This is a genomic window from Psychrobacter sp. CX18, from assembly GCF_057396215.1.
In genome coordinates this window covers 96967-116746 of sequence record NZ_JBXYJH010000010.1, presented here as the reverse complement: position 1 = coordinate 116746, position 19780 = coordinate 96967, and the positions used below count along the sequence as shown (strand labels likewise).

Annotated in this window: 19 protein-coding genes; 9 read left to right on the top strand and 10 right to left on the bottom strand. The window is 40.4% G+C overall.

What is annotated here, in order from left to right; genetic code table 11:
• Positions 1–74 precede the first annotated feature (74 nt).
• Together htpG and AC2SLT_RS09030 are read left to right on the top strand one after the other, a co-directional pair.
• Positions 75–2045, top strand: a complete 1971-nt coding sequence (htpG, locus tag AC2SLT_RS09035) for a molecular chaperone HtpG (RefSeq protein WP_486547377.1) — start codon at positions 75–77, stop codon at positions 2043–2045.
• 579 nt (positions 2046–2624) lie between these two features.
• Positions 2625–3185 (top strand): NADPH-dependent FMN reductase, encoded by a 561-nt coding sequence (locus AC2SLT_RS09030; protein WP_486547327.1) that lies wholly within the window; start codon positions 2625–2627, stop codon positions 3183–3185.
• A gap of 277 nt (positions 3186–3462) precedes the next feature.
• Here the strand turns inward: AC2SLT_RS09030 and AC2SLT_RS09025 are convergent, their stop codons facing one another.
• Positions 3463–4107 carry a DsbA family oxidoreductase gene (locus tag AC2SLT_RS09025; RefSeq protein WP_486547326.1) on the bottom strand — a complete coding sequence of 215 codons (645 nt, stop codon included), beginning with the start codon at positions 4105–4107 and terminating at the stop codon, positions 3463–3465.
• Positions 4108–4541: 434 nt separating this feature from the next.
• On the opposite strand from AC2SLT_RS09025, the gene aqpZ reads away from it, so the two are divergent.
• A complete protein-coding gene (gene aqpZ / locus AC2SLT_RS09020) occupies positions 4542–5279 on the top strand; it encodes an aquaporin Z (RefSeq protein WP_486547325.1) in 738 nt (245 codons plus the stop codon).
• A gap of 447 nt (positions 5280–5726) precedes the next feature.
• A complete protein-coding gene (locus AC2SLT_RS09015; protein WP_486547324.1) occupies positions 5727–7466 on the top strand; it encodes an AMP-binding protein in 1740 nt (579 codons plus the stop codon).
• Between the two features lie 254 nt (positions 7467–7720).
• On the opposite strand, the gene AC2SLT_RS09010 is transcribed toward AC2SLT_RS09015, so the two are convergent.
• From AC2SLT_RS09010 to AC2SLT_RS08975, 8 genes are all read right to left on the bottom strand, one after another.
• Positions 7721–8239 (bottom strand): AmiS/UreI family transporter, encoded by a 519-nt coding sequence (locus AC2SLT_RS09010; RefSeq protein WP_486547323.1) that lies wholly within the window; start codon positions 8237–8239, stop codon positions 7721–7723.
• A 354-nt stretch (positions 8240–8593) separates the two neighbouring features.
• A complete protein-coding gene (locus tag AC2SLT_RS09005) occupies positions 8594–9274 on the bottom strand; it encodes a HupE/UreJ family protein (RefSeq protein WP_486547322.1) in 681 nt (226 codons plus the stop codon).
• A gap of 93 nt (positions 9275–9367) precedes the next feature.
• The gene (gene ureG, locus AC2SLT_RS09000) at positions 9368–10021 is read right to left on the bottom strand and encodes an urease accessory protein UreG (protein WP_486543474.1); all 654 of its coding nucleotides are present in this window, start codon (positions 10019–10021) and stop codon (positions 9368–9370) included.
• A 187-nt stretch (positions 10022–10208) separates the two neighbouring features.
• Entirely contained in the window at positions 10209–11063 is an 855-nt protein-coding gene (locus AC2SLT_RS08995; protein WP_486547321.1) for an urease accessory protein UreF, read from the bottom strand.
• On the bottom strand, positions 11056–11616 hold the full coding sequence (gene ureE / locus AC2SLT_RS08990) for an urease accessory protein UreE (protein WP_486547320.1): 561 nt from the start codon (positions 11614–11616) through the stop codon (positions 11056–11058). Before ureE ends, AC2SLT_RS08995 begins: the two co-directional genes overlap by 8 nt.
• Positions 11617–11682: 66 nt before the next feature.
• Positions 11683–13959: an urease subunit alpha gene (gene ureC / locus AC2SLT_RS08985; RefSeq protein WP_486547319.1), complete on the bottom strand. Its 2277-nt coding sequence runs from the start codon at positions 13957–13959 to the stop codon at positions 11683–11685.
• A 69-nt stretch (positions 13960–14028) separates the two neighbouring features.
• A complete protein-coding gene (ureA, locus tag AC2SLT_RS08980) occupies positions 14029–14331 on the bottom strand; it encodes an urease subunit gamma (RefSeq protein WP_486547318.1) in 303 nt (100 codons plus the stop codon).
• A gap of 207 nt (positions 14332–14538) precedes the next feature.
• The gene (locus AC2SLT_RS08975) at positions 14539–15561 is read right to left on the bottom strand and encodes an urease accessory protein UreD (protein WP_486547317.1); all 1023 of its coding nucleotides are present in this window, start codon (positions 15559–15561) and stop codon (positions 14539–14541) included.
• A gap of 731 nt (positions 15562–16292) precedes the next feature.
• Between AC2SLT_RS08975 and fghA the strand changes: the two genes are divergently transcribed.
• From fghA to AC2SLT_RS08950, 5 genes are all read left to right on the top strand, one after another.
• The gene (gene fghA / locus AC2SLT_RS08970; RefSeq protein ID WP_486547316.1) at positions 16293–17156 is read left to right on the top strand and encodes an S-formylglutathione hydrolase; all 864 of its coding nucleotides are present in this window, start codon (positions 16293–16295) and stop codon (positions 17154–17156) included.
• A gap of 110 nt (positions 17157–17266) precedes the next feature.
• A complete protein-coding gene (gene rpe, locus AC2SLT_RS08965; protein WP_486547315.1) occupies positions 17267–17974 on the top strand; it encodes a ribulose-phosphate 3-epimerase in 708 nt (235 codons plus the stop codon).
• A gap of 42 nt (positions 17975–18016) precedes the next feature.
• On the top strand, positions 18017–18511 hold the full coding sequence (locus AC2SLT_RS08960; RefSeq protein ID WP_486547314.1) for a hypothetical protein: 495 nt from the start codon (positions 18017–18019) through the stop codon (positions 18509–18511).
• 181 nt (positions 18512–18692) lie between these two features.
• A complete protein-coding gene (locus AC2SLT_RS08955) occupies positions 18693–19004 on the top strand; it encodes a hypothetical protein (protein ID WP_486547313.1) in 312 nt (103 codons plus the stop codon).
• A 135-nt stretch (positions 19005–19139) separates the two neighbouring features.
• A complete protein-coding gene (locus tag AC2SLT_RS08950) occupies positions 19140–19472 on the top strand; it encodes a hypothetical protein (RefSeq protein ID WP_486547312.1) in 333 nt (110 codons plus the stop codon).
• A gap of 136 nt (positions 19473–19608) precedes the next feature.
• On the opposite strand, the gene rpmG is transcribed toward AC2SLT_RS08950, so the two are convergent.
• A complete protein-coding gene (rpmG, locus tag AC2SLT_RS08945; RefSeq protein ID WP_019671862.1) occupies positions 19609–19764 on the bottom strand; it encodes a 50S ribosomal protein L33 in 156 nt (51 codons plus the stop codon).
• Positions 19765–19780: the final 16 nt, after the last annotated feature.

The window sequence follows — 19780 nt, the reverse complement described above, 5'->3', positions numbered from 1 at the left end:
TTAGTTAACCCATTGGTAAGTTAACGTCATTATAATTACGTAAAATTTGAGAGGATAATATGAGCGACGATAATATGAACAATAAGAACAACCCTACACAGCATGTTTTTGAGGCTGAAGTTGCCCAACTATTGCATCTCGTCACACACTCCCTGTATTCAAATTCAGATATTTTTGTGCGTGAGCTGGTCTCAAATGCATCGGATGCTTGTGACAAATTACGCTTTGAGGCGACCAGTGACGACAGCCTGTATGAAGATGATGGCGAGTTAAAAGTCCGTATTGATATCAATGAAGAGGCGAAAACCATTACCTTTATCGATAACGGTATCGGTATGAATGAAGCAGATACGATTGAAAACTTAGGTACTATCGCTAAGTCTGGTACCAAAGCATTTTTGGAACAGCTATCAGAATCGCAAAAACAAGATGGTCAGTTGATTGGTCAGTTCGGTGTTGGATTCTATTCAGGATTTATCGTTGCCGATACCATCACTGTAGAGTCTCGTAAAGCGGGCACGCCAGCTGATCAAGGCGTGCGCTGGGTATCAGATGGTACGGGTAAATTTACCACCGAAACCATCACCAAAGACACCCGTGGCACCTCAATCACGCTTCATCTAAAAGAAGAGTTTACCGAAGGCGAAGATAACTATCTTGATCGCAATAAGATCAAACGCTTAGTCAATAAATACTCTGATCATATTAGCCTGCCTATTCAAATGCGCAAAGAAGTCTGGCAAGAAGATATGGTAGAAGAGGGCGAAGATGATAACGATAAAGTTGACGAGTTTGGCGCGCCTGTGAGCAGTGGCGGTGAAATGGTATTGACCGATGAGTGGGAAACCATTAACAAAGCCAGCGCTCTATGGACCCGTTCGAGCTCAGAGATTAACGATGAAGAGTACATCGATTTTTATAAAAACATTACTTATGACTTTGACGACCCATTAGCTTGGACACATAACCGTGTCGAAGGGCGGGTTCAATATACGCAGCTGTTATATATTCCAAAAAAAGCACCGTTTGATTTATATGCTCGCGAGCAACAGCACGGTCTTAAGCTGTATGTAAAACGTGTGTTTATCATGGACGATGCTGAGCAGTTATTGCCCATGTACTTACGCTTTGTGAAGGGTGTGATTGATTCGCAAGACCTACCATTAAACGTCAGCCGTGAGATTCTTCAAGAATCACGTGATGTGAAGTCTATCCGTGATGGTAACGCGCGTCGTGTGTTGACGCTTCTTGGCAGTCTTGCTAATAGTGAAGATGCCGACAAGCAAGACAAGTTCAAGCAATTTTACGCTGAGTTTGGTGATGTCATCAAGGAGGGTCTTGGCGAAGACATGAGTAACCAAGAGCGCATCGCTAAGTTGCTACGTTATACCACCAGTACTCATGAGGGTCTTGAGACCAGCTTTGCTGACTATAAAGAGCGCATGATTGAGGGTCAAAAAGCGATTTATTACCTCACCGCTGACAATTTAGCGGCTGCTAAAAATAGCCCTCAGCTAGAGCTATTTAAGAAAAAAGGTATCGAAGTTATCCTAATGACTAGCCGTGTCGATGAGTGGGCGATGAACTTCCTGACTCAGTTTGATGGAACGGCATTACAGAATATCGCCAAGGGGGCGGTTGACTTAGGTGACCTACAAGACGAGGAAGAAAAAGAAGAGGCCAAAAAAGCAGAAGAAAGCTTAAAGCCTGTCGTCGATAAATTAAAAACAACGCTCGGCGGCCGTGCTAAAGATGTTCGGGTGTCCAATCGATTAGTGGATAGTCCTGCTGTCTTAGTAACGCCAGAAGGCGAGCTGTCACCTCAGATGATCCAAATGCTTAAGCAGATGGGTCAAGAAGTGCCAGATACTCAGCCCATTTTAGAAGTTAATCCAAACCATCCTTTGATTCAAAAACTTGAATCTAGTGAGCAGTTTGATGACCTTGCGCAAGTCATTTTCGACCAAGCGTTGCTTGCAGACGGCGGTCAACTTGATGACCCAGCGGCTTATCTAAAACGTGTCAATGAGTTATTGTTGAAATAATGCCTTGTTTTAAACAAAGGTAGGGTGCGCCTCGCGCACCAAACATAACAATCAATCGCAACAAAGAAAAGGACTCATGATTGAGTCCTTTTTTTATGCAATGAATAATACCAATTCTGAAGAAAGTTATGAATCAATGGTGGATGTTGCCGAGGAGCGATTATAAAATCATTGTCATTCTTACTATCAATTAAAAAAGTGGGTTACGTTTTTTGCCCCTCTACGAGGCTTAAAAAATCCAACCACACCCTTGTACACGGGCTATATGTGTCATTAATCTTATATTTTACATATATCTCAAATATAGAGGTAAATTTTGGATTTTTATACACATATAGTATTACATTTTATTATCCAGCTTTAGGTTGGATACGTTTTTTCTGCATCCTTTCCCCAAACGTATTCAAACCTAAAAACCAAGGAACATCACAACAACGCTTTGTATCATTTCATATAATTAATTCTTGGTAGTATAACTAAATAGAAATTTTCCTTAGACCTCATGATTGAATTAGCAAATAGGGTTTAAACCGCATTAATTTAAACACTAACGATTAAAAAATAAATTAAGGAGTTATAATGCAAGACGTGAAACCTTTGAATATTGCTTTAATAATAGGTAGCTTACGTAAAGAGTCAATAAACCGAGCCTTTGCTGAATACATGGTATCGCAAATGCCTGAGCAGGTTACTGTGACCGAATGTCAAATCGATGATTTACCTTTATACAATGAAGACATTGATACGGATACACCACCAGAAAGTTATACCCGTATTCGCAACCAAGTGGGAGATGCTGATGGATTATTGATTGTCTCGCCAGAGTACAATCGCACTATCCCAGGCGGATTAAAAAATGCGATTGATATTTTATCGCGTCCAAAAGAGGGCTCTGTACTTAACAATATTAAAGTAGCCTTTGTCACTGCTTCACCTGGGACGTATGGTGGTAGAAGTTGCGGCTTTGATTTACGCAAAACCATGCTACCTTTTGCAGCACAAGTTTTATTAGCGCCAGAAATATATCTGAGTCATGCTGGTGATGCCTTAGATGAAAATAACAAGGTTAGCAGTGAACGTACACAAAAGTATTTACAAAAATTTGTTAACGCTTTTGTTGAGTTCTTGGAAGATAAATAGAGCAACTTGCTTTTATTATTACTTAGCTATTATTACTTAGCTATTATTACTTAGCTATTCTTACTTAACTATTCTTAATAGTTACCGGCAATACAGGGTATCTATCGGTAATTAAAACTATAGCCGCGCTTCGCTCTTAGCTGAGAGACGAGGCACGACCATAGTTTTGTAAGAAATACGCCTTAAAACTGACATATTTATCCCCGTCTAAAGGGCTTCGATATTAAAGCTTATATTTTGCTTTTTTTAATGGTTTAGTAGCTCCTGTTTTAACTATTTACTGTTTTAATTCCTCAATTACCCCAACAAAGTTATCCACGCCTTGAGCACCGGTCACCAAATGACGATGATTAAAGATAATCGCAGGGACGCCCTGTATGCCTTGCTGGGTAAAATATGCCTCCTCCTCACGAACCTCATTTGCATAGCGTTGGTCTATTAGCACTGTTAAAGCCTCATCTTTATCAAGACCAACAGACTCTGCAATTTCAGCCAATATAGCGTGATCAGACACATCACGATGTTGGGTAAAGTGAGCAGTAAACAATGCCATTTTCAACTCATGTTGCCGACCTTTTTGTGCCGCCCAGTGTAATAATTGATGCGAAGCAAATGTATTGTACATTCGCATATCATCACTAAAGTTCATATCAAATCCCAAGTCTTTAGCGGTTTGGGTGATATGAGCTCGGTTTTGCTGTGACTGCTCAACAGTAATACCGTATTTCTCCATCAAGTGCTCTCGCACATTTTGCCCCTCGCTTGGCATATGTGGATTTAACTCAAACGGATGCCATTGTATCTCACATGAGGTATTAGTCTTATCTAAAGCTTGTTGTAGTTGTAAATAGCCAATAAGGCACCAAGGGCACATCACATCAGAGACCATATCAATGCATAATTTTTGATTAAGTTCTGTCATAGTGTTTTTCCTCTCTTTCTTGTTTTATGTTTATAACCTTTTTTGTTTCTAGCTTCATGGGAAAATGACTTTGTTAAAGTCATTTTTAGATATTGATAATTTCTGGGCTAAAATAATTACCTTAATTGTACAAATCAATGTACAATAAGTCGTTTTAAAATAACTTAACTCACTTTAAATAGTTATTAACCAGCATAAGTTTTCAGGTGGTTATTATTTAAAGGGACTTTTTTTGCTTATTTATCATTATCTGCCAAGTTAGATATATTAACTACAGGGAACGTTTATGGTAGGTAATTTTTATAGCAGATGGTTTTTATAGCATTTCTTTATGCTATAGGTAAGTTAGTTGACGATAACTGTACGAGTTACAACGGACAGTATTTAATATAATTTATAAAAGACGCATAGCGTCTTATTATAGGGAAAGTAATATGACAACTTCAAAAAAATTAGCGGCCGAGTTTTTAGGCACAATGTGGTTAGTCCTTGGCGGCTGTGGTAGTGCCGTATTTGCGGCAAACTTTGGGGGTGATGGTAACCCACTCGGTATAGGATTTGTGGGTGTGGCATTAGCCTTCGGTCTGACAGTTTTAACCGGTGCTTATGCGTTTGGGCACATCTCTGGTGGTCATTTTAACCCAGCCGTTAGCATTGGTTTAATGGTGGGTAAGCGTTTTCCGGCCGCACAATTACCAGGGTATATCATTGCTCAAGTACTGGGTGGGGCACTGGGTGCGTTCATTATTTATCTAATCGCAACGGGTCAATCAGGATTTGCCATTGATGCCAGTAGTGCAGGTGCATTTGCGACCAATGGTTTTGGTGATTTTTCTCCAGGTGGCTATAGTATGATGTCAGCCTTGATTGCTGAAGTTGTCTTAACCGCTGTATTCCTTATCATTATTATGGGATCAACCCATCACCGTGCACCCGTTGGTTTTGCGCCAATTGCCATTGGTCTTGGTTTAACCTTGATTCATCTTATCAGTATTCCAATTACCAATACCTCAGTCAACCCAGCGCGTTCAACTGCCGTTGCCATATTCGTTGGCGGTGGCGCGTTGTCACAGCTATGGATGTTTTGGGTAGCTCCGATAATTGGTGCTGCGATTGGCGGTGGTATTTATGCTTGGTTAGGTCATGATGGTCCTGATATCGTCGGTGAATAGTTGTAAATTTGTAAATAGTTAGATATTCACACAGTCTAATATTAAAAAACCTAAGAAAAAGGAGCCTAAATAGGCTCCTTTTTCTATGTGTATTAATTTTATGCGTATTCAACCTAAATTAAATCCTAATGACAGCGCTATTTTAATAAAAGGAATAGGTTAACTCTTCTAACTGACCTAGCTATTTTAACAAGTCTAACTATTCTAATAAGCATAATGAGAGCGAATCAAAATACTAGAGTTTATAGAAGTCTAAAACTAAAATGATATATTTAGTTTCATTTTAGTCTAAATTGTGATTATATATGAATGGCATATCAAGCGTTAGGAATCAAGCGTTCGGTATGGGATTACTCATCATACAATTGAAATAACCACCGCGATAACAAGGATGCGTTAACGCTGAATCATAGAACCTGTATTCATAAGATGACAAGGAGAGTTTTAATGTTTAGAGAGTTACTAGAACAACGCTACCCACAAGCCATGTCAAAAAATGCCCCATTGAGCATGAGTCACGATATTGGACCAACAGATACGCCATTAATTGAAGCAACAATAGGCGATTATTTCGATGAGGTCGTTGAGAAATTTCCAGATAAAGAGGCGCTCGTCTCTCGCCATCAAAATAGACGGTTATCTTATAAACAATTGCAAAAGCAGGCCAATCAACTGGCCAGCAGTATGATAAGAATGGGTCTACAAAAGGGCGATCGAGTAGGGATTTGGTCGCACAATAATAGCGAGTGGCTGTTAATGCAGTTGGCCACTGCCAAAGCCGGTATTATATTAGTCAATATAAATCCTGCTTACCGTATAACGGAGCTAGAGTATGCGCTCAATAAAGTGGACTGCAAAGTACTCGTCTTTATGCGTCATTTTAAGACCAGTGATTATGTACAAATGGTGCAAGAAATGGCACCAGAGATGTATCATCAACAGTATGAGTGCCTTGAGTTAATTGAGTTGCCCAATTTAAAGCGTCTCATTTGGATAGATGAGCCTGATAGCCAAGAACACTTTGGGTTTATGCAAAAGTTCTCCGACTGGATGGCGGAAGGTGATGCCGATGACCCAAAGTTGTCAGAACGTCAACAACAGTTGGATGCTAATGACCCGATTAATATTCAGTTTACGAGTGGCACTACAGGCACCCCAAAAGGGGCGACTTTAACGCATAGAAACCTACTGAATAACGCGTATCATTTAGGGGAGGCACTATGTCTGTCGCCTGAAGATAAACTATGCTTGCCACTGCCGTTATACCACTGTTTTGCGATGGTGCTAGGTAATCTTACCGTATTGTCGCATGCGGGTACTCTCGTTTATCCTAGTACCAGCTTTGATCCCTTAAGCGTATTGCAAGCGGTAAGCGAAGAGCGTTGTACCTTGTTACATGGGGTGCCCAGTATGTTTTTGGCTATTTTAAATCATCCAAAATTTTCAGAGTTTGATTTGACCAGTCTGCGAAGTGGCGTGACCGGTGGAGCAAGCTGTCCACGAGAGCTGATGCAGCGTATTATAAAAGATATGCATATGCATGAGCTTACCATTGCTTATGGAATGACCGAAACCAGTCCTAAGTCTACGCAAACTCTACCAACCACTGACTTTGAAAAACGCATCTCGACTGTGGGTTTGGTACAACCTCATTTAGAGGTGAAAATTGTAGACACACAGAGTGGAGATATCCTACCGATCGGTGAAGTGGGTGAGGTGATGACTAAAGGCTATGCGGTCATGCAAGGCTACTGGAATGACAACGTCAAGACAGCCGAAGCAATCGTCGATGGCTGGATGCATACCGGTGACCTTGGTAGTATGGATGAGCAGGGTTATATTTCGATAGTAGGTCGCAGCAAGGATATGGTGATACGTGGCGGTGAAAATATTTATCCCATTGAAGTTGAAAACTTCTTATATCGTCATCCTAAAATTGCGGATGTCCAAATAGTCGGCATACCCGATGATCATTACGGAGAGGTATTGGCCGCTTGGATAATTCCGAAAGCTGGTGAAACCATGACTGCAAAAGAGGTCAAAAACTTTTGTTATAATCAAATAGCGCATTTTAAGATTCCAACTTATATCCGTTTTGTTGATCAATATCCTATGACGGTGACGGGCAAAATTCAAAAATACAAAATTGTTGAGACCATGAAAGAAGAGCTTGGACTGTCGGATTAAATTAACAAGGTAGAGGCAAGATTAAGGGAACATAAAGGGAAGTCAATTAACGTGTATGGGGAAGGCTAGTGCCATAACTTTACTTCTACTTTTTTATTTCTCTTTTATAAACAGTTCATTAATTTATGAGTAGAACCCATGCACCTTATAGACATTGGTAATGTAAATAAGGGACATGGGTTTTTTTAGTCGATGTATTTAAGTATCCTTTATTTATTATTATTTTTAGTTATTGTTCTTCTAATAAATTGAATCTAATAAATAACGTACAACTCTTGTAGAATGAGTAGCCCCGGTATCCATCCTGTTGCTATGGCACAAAATATAGCGTACATACCCACTTGCTTTTCTATATTCTTAGATAAGCTGAGCATAACAAAGTCTAAAAACCATAGAAGTGCCCAAGCGTACCAGTTGAAGATGCTCCAGCCACTAAAGTTTAGAGTTATTTTAAACGTGGCATTTAATGCGACTGATAACGCCGTAAGACTAACAAACAGACAAAACCAGCCTAATCCTTTTGAATTTGTGTTTAAAAACTGATTGATACCCGTCCATATATAGGTAAAGGCGAACAGGAAAGTAAACGCGCCAGTACTTATTAAATGTAGATCATGAGTATTGTTAAAAACCATATAGGTGGCAATTAGAAAACTTAGTATCCCCACTAGAAAATTAATGACGGGTACTTCTTTATCTTGAATTTTTCCGAGTAGCCAGAGTCCGTTAATCAATAAAACGGCACCCACATAAAGTAAGGTTAAACCTAACATATCAAAGATTCTCCTAATAAAAATAGGATCACTTTATATCCGAATCAGGTCTGCCTATTTATCGCTGTTTAATTTGTGCATTACCATTAGTGAAATACAGCTATGAGATAAAACTATCAGGCAAAAGCACCTCTAACCAATAGGCTTATCAGCCCACTAGGAAGTCTAAAATTTGGATAAAATTCACGCGTTCAAATTAAACAAATATCATGTCTGTAAGTTTGACAGGTAAGCACAAGCTAAGAAAATAAGTCGATAAGTGTCATACATTGGGATATAAAGCAGTCCTAAAGCATAAAATCAGGACATGTTTATTAAACATGTCCTGATTTTTAAGCGAGCATCCGTAAAATATTAACTAAATAAAACGGCGCACAAACCCACAACGGCCATGAAACGCTGAACGATTAAGCTGTTTTGCATATGAGTACTCAGATAGTTTGCAATGACGTTTCCAAAGGAGTAAAGCGCTAACATAGCGGCGATCATACCGACAAAGAAACCCGTAGTTCCACCGTTAGTAGGGGCTTCAAGCGCATGTGCTGCCCCATGAAACATGGCTAACGCACCAAAACCAACAATAGCCGCATTATATACAGTCTTGAAAGAAGCGTTGCTGTGTCCGCTAAGCACAGGATTAAAGTAGCGGCTCATAAGGGCTATCGTCAATAATACGATAGATAGCACGATACCGCCTTCAACAAGTGTGCTGTTTAAACTCATGCTTAAACTCAGCGCAAAGCCTGCAATTAGGCCAATAGTTAAGGAGGCAAACCCTTTTTTAAAGCTCTGCATTTGGGTAAATAGCAACCCCATTCCTAGTGCTAACATCAGATGGTCAATGCCGGTCAATGGGTGAATTAAACCTGCCAATAACGATGAGAAAAATGAACCATCTGATACGAATAAACCGTGCCCAGGGTGTGCAAAAGCGAGTGTCGGTAGTAATGACAGTAGCGTTAATACACTTAAGGTTGCGGATTTAGTCGTTTTATTGGAAAGTTTAATTAAGTTAGCGTTTTTTGTTATCATCATAAATTCCTTAATTAATGAAGTAAGTCGATTTTCTTACTATTAAATATTGACACTAAAATTAATATCATCGTTTACTTATATAGCTACAGCATCTTATGCTGTGCCTATCATGCCTTTGTCTTTGATAAAAGCCACGATCTCATCTAGGCCTTCGCCGGTTTTCATATTGCTAAATACCACAGGCTTATCGCCTCGCATTTTTTTGGCATCACGCGCCATTACCTCAAGAGACGCGCCCACTAAAGGCGCTAAATCTGTCTTGTTAATAATCAGTAAATCAGATTTCATAATACCTGGGCCGCCTTTGCGCGGTATCTTATCGCCTGCTGAGACATCTATCACATATAAGGTTAAGTCTGACAATTCAGGACTGAAAGTTGCGGCTAGATTATCACCTCCAGATTCGATGATAATTAATTCAAGGCCAGAGAATTGGTTTTGTAATTCTGCAATTGCCGATAGGTTAATAGAGGCATCTTCACGAATGGCAGTATGAGGACAGCCACCGGTTTCCACGCCGCGAATACGTTCTGCTGGCATGGCATTATTACGCGTTAGGAACTCTGAATCTTCTTTGGTATAAATATCATTGGTAACCACCGCCATATTGATATCATCTCGTAGGCGTTGGCATAGTCTTAACGTCAATGCGGTCTTACCAGAGCCGACAGGCCCACCAATGCCAAGACGTAGGGGAGATAAAGTGGCAGTGTTATCAGTATTTTGAGTTTTGGGTGTAAGCGCCATAATTATTATCCTTATTCTTCATTTGTATAGTCAGCGAACTACTAAACGGTTATAGCGTTAACCTCGTTAAGCCTACTCCTGTAGTACTAGCACTTGGTTGCCTTGTAACCATTTTAGACTTCTTTGACTATATTTATAAACAAAATTTTAAGAGTTGTCATAGTAGACAGCTTCAATTATTTTAAGATTACGAGCGAAATAAACGGCTATATTGTCGTTCGTGCTGACAAGACAACATGGCTAAATTCGGTAAATTCGCCGACATATTTAGCTGTTGATAAAAAATGCTTAGTGACCGCTGTACAAGACCGGTTTTCGAGCCTTTAGTGTCCGAGCCTTCAGTGTTATAACATTGATAAAAGATATTCTGATCATTTGATTGCTTTGAATCATCTATATATTGGTGGTAAACGTGACGCACTTCGGCAGCAATGTTAGGACTATATTGGCTCAACTGCTGTTGTAATTGCCAAATAATACGTTGTCCTGCCATTTGTCCAAGGGGTACCGTTTTTACTGCAGCCAATACCATATTTTCAATTTGTCCAAAGGCGTAAGTGGTCATCGCTTGTTCTGGACTTATTCGCCAATGCGCACTGATGTTCGCAAACAGGGGTAAAAATCCATTGATCACCAGCTGATTAGGAACGTTTAGAACCAATACCTCATCCAGCCATGAGGATAATGAAAGCGCCAACTGGCTCGACTCATACACAAACTCTTTACTCTCACGGCTGGCATGATAGTCCGCGGCTAAGGCATTGGCTAACTCTTCATCGTCATCAGTCAACGCTGTCACCATTAACGCCAATAACGGTAGCTCATAACCTAATAAACCCAGCTCTAGATAGTCCGTCATAAACGATAACGTACTGTCTTCATCATCAATAAGGCCAGCCTCTATAGCAGGCTCAATACCTTGCGAATAGGTATAGCTACCAATAGGCAAGTTACTCGATGCCAGCATCAGCAACCGACCAGTGACATCATGTGCGCCATGGTTTTTGTTAACGGTATTTTGGTCAATTTCAGGGTCAGTCATGGGAGTGGCTTTCACTATGCGAATGACTATGGGCATTATGTGAATGACCGCTATGAGAGTGACTGCCATGTGAATGACCGCCATGAGAGTGACCACTCTTATAAGCGCCCGTTTCAGGCTCAAATGGAGCTTGTACTTGCTCTGTCTGTAAACCCAAGTTTTGTAGCATGGACTCGAGAACATGGTCAGGTTCAAAGTAGAGGGCAGTCGGCGTTATCATAAGAGGGACATGGCGATTGCCTAAATGATAAGCGCCTTTCATTAGGTTAAATCCATCGTTAGCGGTGACGCAGACCAACGTTTGGTTGGCCGCTTTTATTTGAATAAGCTCTCCATCAGCGGTAGATAGTATGCAGCCATCTTTTAAGGTTTCAGTACGAGGTAGGTCAATACCTACAGATTCTTGACGTTCAGTCTCTGCTTTAAAACGGCTACGCTGACGGCTGTCAAAGTCTAAACATAGATAATGTTTATCCTGTTTCTGCTCTTCAATTAAAGACCATTGTTCAGGCGTTAAATCATTATCATTAAGGCGTTGCGAATAAATTTTCATAAGGCTTATTGTCTTTTTGAATTTATTAAGGTCACTAAATTAAGGTATTAAAATAATAAGATGTCATTAAAATAAGAAATAACGCTGTGCCATAGGCAATTGATCGGCAGGCTCACATGTCAATAGCTCACCATCAGCATGCACTTCATAAGTTTCAGGGTTAATTTCCATAACTGGGCAGTGGCTATTGAGCTTCATATCACTTTTGCGCACTTGACGAATATTGTGAACCGGTTTAATAACTTTACTAAGCTCAAGCTCATTAGCAACGCCCTTATCAATTGCAGATTGAGACATAAAGGTAATGCAGGTCTGAGCCACTGTTTTAGGGAAGCTGCCAAACATACTACGGTAATGAACCGGCTGCGGTGTCGGAATAGAGGCATTGATATCGCCCATTGGCGCTGCCGCTATTAAACCACCTTTAATAATGCAATCTGGTTTAACCCCAAAGAAAGCAGGAGACCAAAGAATCAAATCTGCCCATTTGCCCACTTCAACCGACCCGACCACATCACCAATACCATGGGTGATAGCTGGATTGATAGTGTATTTAGCGATATAGCGCTTAATACGGAAATTATCATTATCCTCACTAAAGTCAGTTTGCGATAGGTTGATATGACCTGCATCTTGTTCGGTTTGCGCAGAGGCATCTGGTGCCAGATGACCGCGTTGAGCTTTCATTTTATTGGCAGTCTGCCAAGTACGAATAATGACTTCACCCACACGCCCCATGGCTTGAGAGTCACTACTCATCATTGAGATTGCACCCGTATCATGCAAGATATCTTCGGCAGCGATGGTCTCTTTACGAATACGACTTTCAGCAAAGGCCACGTCTTCTGCAATTGCTGGGCTTAAATGGTGACAGACCATTAACATGTCCAAATGCTCGTCAATGGTATTGACGGTAAAAGGACGCGTTGGATTGGTCGAAGAGGGCAGAACATGCGGTTGCCCAATGGCTTTCAGGATATCAGGGGCATGTCCACCACCTGCTCCTTCGGTATGGAAGGTATGGATGCAGCGGTCTTTGAAGGCGCCAAGTGTACTTTCCAAATAGCCACTTTCATTTAAGGTATCAGTATGAATGGCCACTTGCACATCGTAGTTATCAGCAACACTTAAGCAGTTATCGATGGCTTGAGGTGTGGTGCCCCAATCTTCATGTAGTTTTAGACCTATGGCACCCGCTTCAATTTGTTCGACAACGGGGTTAGGCAAGCTCACATTACCTTTGCCGAGTAGCCCTATATTCATCGGTATAGAATCAGTTGATTTAAGCATACTCTGAATATGGTAAGCACCGGGTGTACAAGTGGTGGCAAGCGTACCTTGAGCGGGTCCTGTACCCCCGCCAAGCATGGTCGTCACACCCGACATCAGCGCTGTTTCGCATTGTTGAGGTGCAATGAAATGTATGTGACTGTCAATACCACCGGCGGTAAGTATTTTACCTTCCCCAGCGATAATCTCAGTTGATGCGCCAATGGGCAGGGTCACATCAGGCTGAATGTCTGGATTACCGGCTTTACCAATGCCGCTGATACGTCCATCTTTAAGCGCTACGTCCGCTTTATAAATACCGGTATAGTCTACGATAAGGGCATTGGTAATAATGGTCTCAGCAACGTCAACAGCCATTAATTGAGACTGCCCCATACCGTCACGAATGACTTTACCGCCGCCAAATTTGACCTCTTCACCGATATTAATGCTGGAGTCTGAATGTATTGAATTATCATTTGCCAACGTCTTGGCGTCTTCTTCAGAATGTTCTGAGCCACTAATTAATATTGATTCGTCTGTTGAAGATAAAGAGGTGTGTGTAGAGGGGGAGTTGGATGGGTCGGCTGACTTGTTATCTCTTTGTGAGTTTTGATTGCCGTCTATTTGATTGGTCAAATCGTACTCTACTTCAAGCCATAAATCGGTGTCGGCTAACCTTACTTTATCCCCTGTACTTGGACCAAAATGTTCTGCGTAGATGCGGCGGTCGATACGTTTTTGAGAGGTTTTTTGAGTGTGTTCAACCTTAGCTTCCCCCATTACCTTACCAGCAAAGCCGTATATTTCTTGCTTACCTCCGATAGCGACCAACTCGACTTCGCGCGCTTGTCCTGGCTCAAATCTGACTGCTGTACCGGATAAAATGTTTAGACGATAGCCTTTTGTCGCCTCTCTATCAAAGCTCAAAGCATCGTTTACTTCATAAAAGTGATAGTGAGAACCGATTTGAATAGGGCGGTCACCCGTATTGACAACCTCTATCGTTTGCACGCTACGGCCTGCATTTAAGGCCATCTCTCCTGCTTTTATTTTATATTCGCCCGCTTTCATAATAATCCTTAGTTGTTAATTTATTAAAACCATCATGTATTATGTCTTAGCTATTGTGAGTCTCGTCAGCTACACGATAGGATTATGCACGGTTACCAATTTGGTGCCATCAGGAAACGTTGCTTCAATCTGAACGTCTGGTATCATATCTGGCACGCCTTCCATAACATCATCTGCGGATAGATATGTCGTGCCTTCACTCATAAGCTGTGCCACACTTTTACCATCTCGTGCGCCTTCCATAAGCAGCATACTAATATACGCTACCGCTTCAGGATAATTGAGCTTAACACCTCGATTTTTACGGCGTTCAGCAACCATACCAGCAGTAAATAGCAATAATTTATCTTTCTCAGTCGGGTTTAGTTGCATGGGTTGATTCCTTGCTTAATTGTTTTTATCAATGTTAGACCCTGTATTTACACCCCAAAATTGGCTATTTTTTCAAAATATCCTAACTTTAGCGGTTAATAACAGGTTCTTAGGTTTAAGAACATAGTTAATGGTATTTGCCATGTGTATATGATTCATTTTATGACATTATTTAACTGCCTACACGTGAATACACAAACTTTTAACTTAAGTATCCCATATTCTCGGTCGATGTGGTTCAAGTTGGTACCAGTTTTTTCGGAGCACTTCACGTACTTTATAAAACGCTTCAAAGCAGGCACGTACATCCACACCCAGATAACGACAATTAATAGCTTGATAGTTATGGGTACATTCAATAGGAAGGTTGTGCTCATCGATTAACTGTCGTAATTCAGATAGGGTCTCATCCAAATATTGACCGAGCTTTAGGGGGTTTGACTGTTGAATGGTAGAAATTACGCTTTTGCTGGGTACTGCCCACAATGAACCATGAACATGCTGATTATTTAGACCAAGTGGAGATTGAAACCAACGTGATGCAGCTTGCTGTTGGGTGTTTTCACTGATTAACAAAGACTTATCACGCCATACCTCTAACCGATTGTTATATTGACCATGAGCAAAGGTCTCGTTGTAGGCTTGGCGACCAAATACCGCAATATCCCATGTTATTAAGCTGGCGGTAGGCGCAAGATAAAAGCGGTTATAAGCATGACTTACCGAATAATCGAAGTAGATGCTTTCTTGAGGGAGCCATTCGAGTATCGCATTATCCTCAAGCGTCGCTGTGATATGTTGTTCAGCTTGCACAGAACTCGAGATTGGCAGAGTTTTATTTGGACGGTATTCAACTGGCATGGTTTTTAGCATAGATTGATCAGCAGCAACCGAATCTCGTATGGACTGCCGTTGTCCATACCACTTACCGGCGCCAGGTGTTGTGATAACGGCATGGCTGTCTGATTTAAGATCGAACTTTAAGGTTAGACGGTCACCATCTGCTATGCCAGCAGGGGGATACAGAACGTAGACATGACAAATACCAGACTGATGCCTTGAAGTTAAATCTTTTAAAGTCGATGAATGAGTCTGTTGTACAGTCTCAGGTTCTGGATACAATGGTCGCTGAACCATTAACGCACCTGAATGTAAACGATGGAATAGTCGTGTTTTTTGACGGTGCGCTATTGAGTCAAAGCTTAATTGTAATGTGGATTGCCAAGTCAAAAGGAGTCCTAAGCGCCGAACTTATGCGGCGACCATGAGTAAATAATTAATCATTGAATTTAATAATGGGGTACATACTCAATAAACTTATGAGTTAATCATTATATAAAGGCCAAATAAATGATAGTTAAGCCTTGCAAAAATTAGGCCAAATTATCTAAGCATATTGAATTATTGGTATTATTTTATTCCCTTTTATATCTCAATAATTTAACGTACGGGTAGCAAAATTATTCAATAAGTAATCTATCGTAAAAAAAAGCAAAGTTTTGTGAATATTAACATCATTAAAAATAATAACTTATGATAACCCTAAATCTGGTTTTAAGCTAAGATATTGTTTTAAGTTAAGATAATAATGTTTAATAGGTTATTACTCATCTTCTGTTTAAATAAAAATAGCGTATTAAATAACTATTAGCTTATGACAGCAGGTTATTGTGACAAACGTTTATTGAATGTTGAGGTTTTACTTTTAAAAGTTCAGCCCTATGTTAATCAGCGCTATGTTAAAATTAAGGTCACTAAATCAAGGTCACTAAATCAAGGTCACTAAATCAAGGTCACTAAATCAAGGTCACTAAATTAAGACCACTAGTCTATAAAAAATAATCTACAAAAACTAATCTATATAGCCCCTAGAAAAGTGGCGACTGAAAATAACGCACTACTTAACCTTCAAATTAACCTTCAAACTTGAACCTTAACCAAAAAAATAAAAGGACTAAATTATGTCAAATCTCAAACTTATTAGTAATAACCGCTGCTTTAATGGTGAACAACACTACTACACCCATTATTCTGAAACCACTAAATCTGAGATGCGTTTTAGCATTTATTTGCCCGATGAGGCGTTAGCTCGTAAGACCTGTCCTGCTATTTTATTTCTATCAGGTCTGACCACTAGCCCAGATAATGCAACGCAAAAAGCCCATTACCAAAAGAAGTGTAGTGAGCTTGGCATGATCTTTATAGTGCCGGATACCTCTCCTAAAGGGGACGATATCCCAGATGACGAGCGTTATTATGTTGGTCAGGGAGCAAGCTATTATGTCGATGCCACGCAGTCGCCTTGGGCTGAGAACTTTAAAATGCACACCTATATCATTGAAGAACTTTATGATTTAATCCGCCATAAGTTTCCTATAAGTAGCATTGGTATTTCAGGTCACTCTATGGGTGGTCATGGCTCTATTATGTTTGGATTTAAATATCCTAGTAAGTTTATCAGTGTATCAGCGATTGCTCCTATCAGTGCGAGTAGCCAGTCTGATTGGGGTAAGCCTGCCTTTGCCGAGTACTTTGGTAAAGACTCAAATCAGGGCGAGAGCGTATGGTCACAATATGATGCGGTCACCGCCGTTGAAAAGGCCGGTAAACAATATCCCAACATTTTGGTAGATCAAGGGGCTGATGATGAGTATTATCAAGATGGCTATCTACGTCCAGAATTGTTACAACAGGCGTGTCAAAAAGTGGGTCAACAGATGACGTTACGCTATCACGGAAACTTTGATCACAGTTATTATTTCGTTCAAACCGTGATTGACGACCACATCGAACACCATTATTACGCCGCTTTAACTAATGGATAACAGGTTAAGTTTTCTAAAAATTTATAATATAGACCCGTGACCATGGGGTGTTATGCACCTTTTAACGTATCATACATTCTATTTAAATAAGCTTTTCAGACGAGAAATATATGAGCTCACAGCCAACTTTAACGCCTTCTAATTATCTAATTGCACCTTCTATCCTCTCGGCCGACTTTGCGCGTCTTGGTGAAGAGGTCGAAACCGTATTAAAAGCTGGTGCAGATGTCATTCATTTTGATGTGATGGATAATCATTATGTGCCAAACTTGACATTTGGTAGTATGATTTGTAAGGCGCTACGTGATTATGGTATTGACGCCCCAATCGATGTGCATTTAATGGTGACGCCGGTTGACAGTATGATTGAGCAGTTTTTGGAAGCTGGAGCGAACATTATTACCTTTCATCCTGAAGCTACTCGCCATGTGGATAGGTCTTTACAGATGATAAAAGATGGGGGAGCGGAGTGTGGATTGGTGCTCAATCCTGCGACGCCGCTACACCATCTCGACTATGTCATGGATAAAGTTGATCAAATATTATTGATGAGCGTTAACCCAGGCTTCGGTGGACAATCATTTATTGAGGGCACACTCGATAAGGTCAAACAAGTACGTCAGCGTATCGATGCCAGTGGTCGCGATATTCGGTTAGAAGTCGACGGTGGGGTGAAGACAAACAATATCAGAGCTATTGCTGAAGCAGGTGCTGATATGTTCGTTGCTGGTTCTGCAATTTTTAATCAGTCAGACTATAAGCAAGTAATTGACCAGATGCGTAAAGAGCTAAGCCTGGTGGGTTCAACGCAAGTTTAGCGTTGCCGCCCCTTTTTATAGCGTGCCTATATGAGACACATCATGACCAATAATACTGAAAGTTCTTCTAAGCATGGAACTGGAAACAATGGTACTTTAAACAATAGCACTGTAAATAACGGTACTGTAAACAATAGCATTAATAATAATAGCGTCATGCAAGATACCCACTTGCACCACACTAACTTAGACTCTAATGAGTTTGACCCTGCAGAGCTTGAGCCTACTAAGATAAACCATAGTGAGCCAAGTTTAGTCCCCAAAAGCCTAACCATTGGCTTGGCGATATTTGCGTTAATATTGAGTCTAGCAGGCTATGTGTTTAGGATTATTGCTGGTCATCCTGTGCAAGAAGTGTTACGTCATGCGTCGGTATTAGTACCACTTTTTGTGATTGTCATACCGTTTGGGTTTTGGGTGGGCGCACTGATTATGAACAGAGTCAAAGGTTTAGCTATCCAGCGCCGCAATGCACTGACACTAGGATGGCTAATATCTTGTGTGACGATGCTGTGGTTTATGGGGACTTATAGTTAGTGGAGTTTAATACGCGCTGCTTTAAAAGACGATAGCCAAACCTTTAAAAGAGCTTGCGTAGGATGTTCAATAATTATTCAGACCTAAACATAAGCACCTTTGTTTAAAATATTGACGGGTGCCTTTAAATCTAAAAATTCCCTAATGCTAGCCTATAAATATAGGTTCTAAGGAAGTCAACGTGTCACTATTTGATCCCAATTCGTTTTATTATCCTTATCCTAAGGGTATCCCTAAAGGCTTGATTAAGACCTTAGTCATTGGCTGTTTGCTACTTGGACTGGCAGGTCTGAGTAAAGGCAAGGGCTGGCAAGGTTGGTTAATCGTATTTGAAAACTGGCTAATGATGCTGATTATTATACCGACGGCAGTAGCTGTTGTGGCATTGCCCTTTAAATATCGCGACCCCACTTTTGAGCTCAAAAATGCCTATTGGATGGGCATGTTTGTTGCCCTCCTATTCACCCTAGGCAAGCTGCGTTATTTACGTTAATAGCGCTTAATTTATCCTGCTCTTAACCATGGTTTGAAATCTCTTGCAACGCATTGCTACAAATTAACCTTGAAATTTGTGCTCAAAGCGTCCATTGTTATTAAATACACAGATGCTAAATGAGGTGAATTAAGCATGGTATTTAATACTGAAAAAGAAAACGTTGAAGTCGACATTGATGTCGAGACTGGCGAGCGTTCTACACGCCGTCGCAAAGGATTTGCTCAAGAAACGGTGCTAGAGCTGATTGAAAATGAAAAAGGTCAAATTATCTTAAGAGATTCCTCAGATGTGGAAGATCCGTTAGTGACCATTAACTTCTCGGAAAAAGTAAAAGATATTTTGGGTAATGAAGCGCAATTCATCGGTCACCGAATGATTCATGCTGCCATTCAAGAAGTGATGCAAAAGCAAGTCAGTCAATGGCATGCCAATGTATATGACGAAGAGCCAGAGCATTACAGTTAATTAATCACAAATAATTAAACACAAATCGCAGAGACAAAAAAAGCGGGTTATCATCAGATAACCCGTTTTTTTTTTGCTAACTATTCAAATAATTTATTTATAAAATACTGTTTTTTAAACAACTGCTTTCAAATAATTATTTGATTTTAGCTTCTTTAAAGATAACGTGCTTACGGACTTTAGGATCAAACTTTTTGATTTCCATTTTGCCAGGCATAGTACGTTTGTTTTTGGTAGTGGTGTAGAAATAACCAGTACCTGCAGTCGATACTAACTTAATCTTGTCTCTCATGATGGTTTCCTATTTG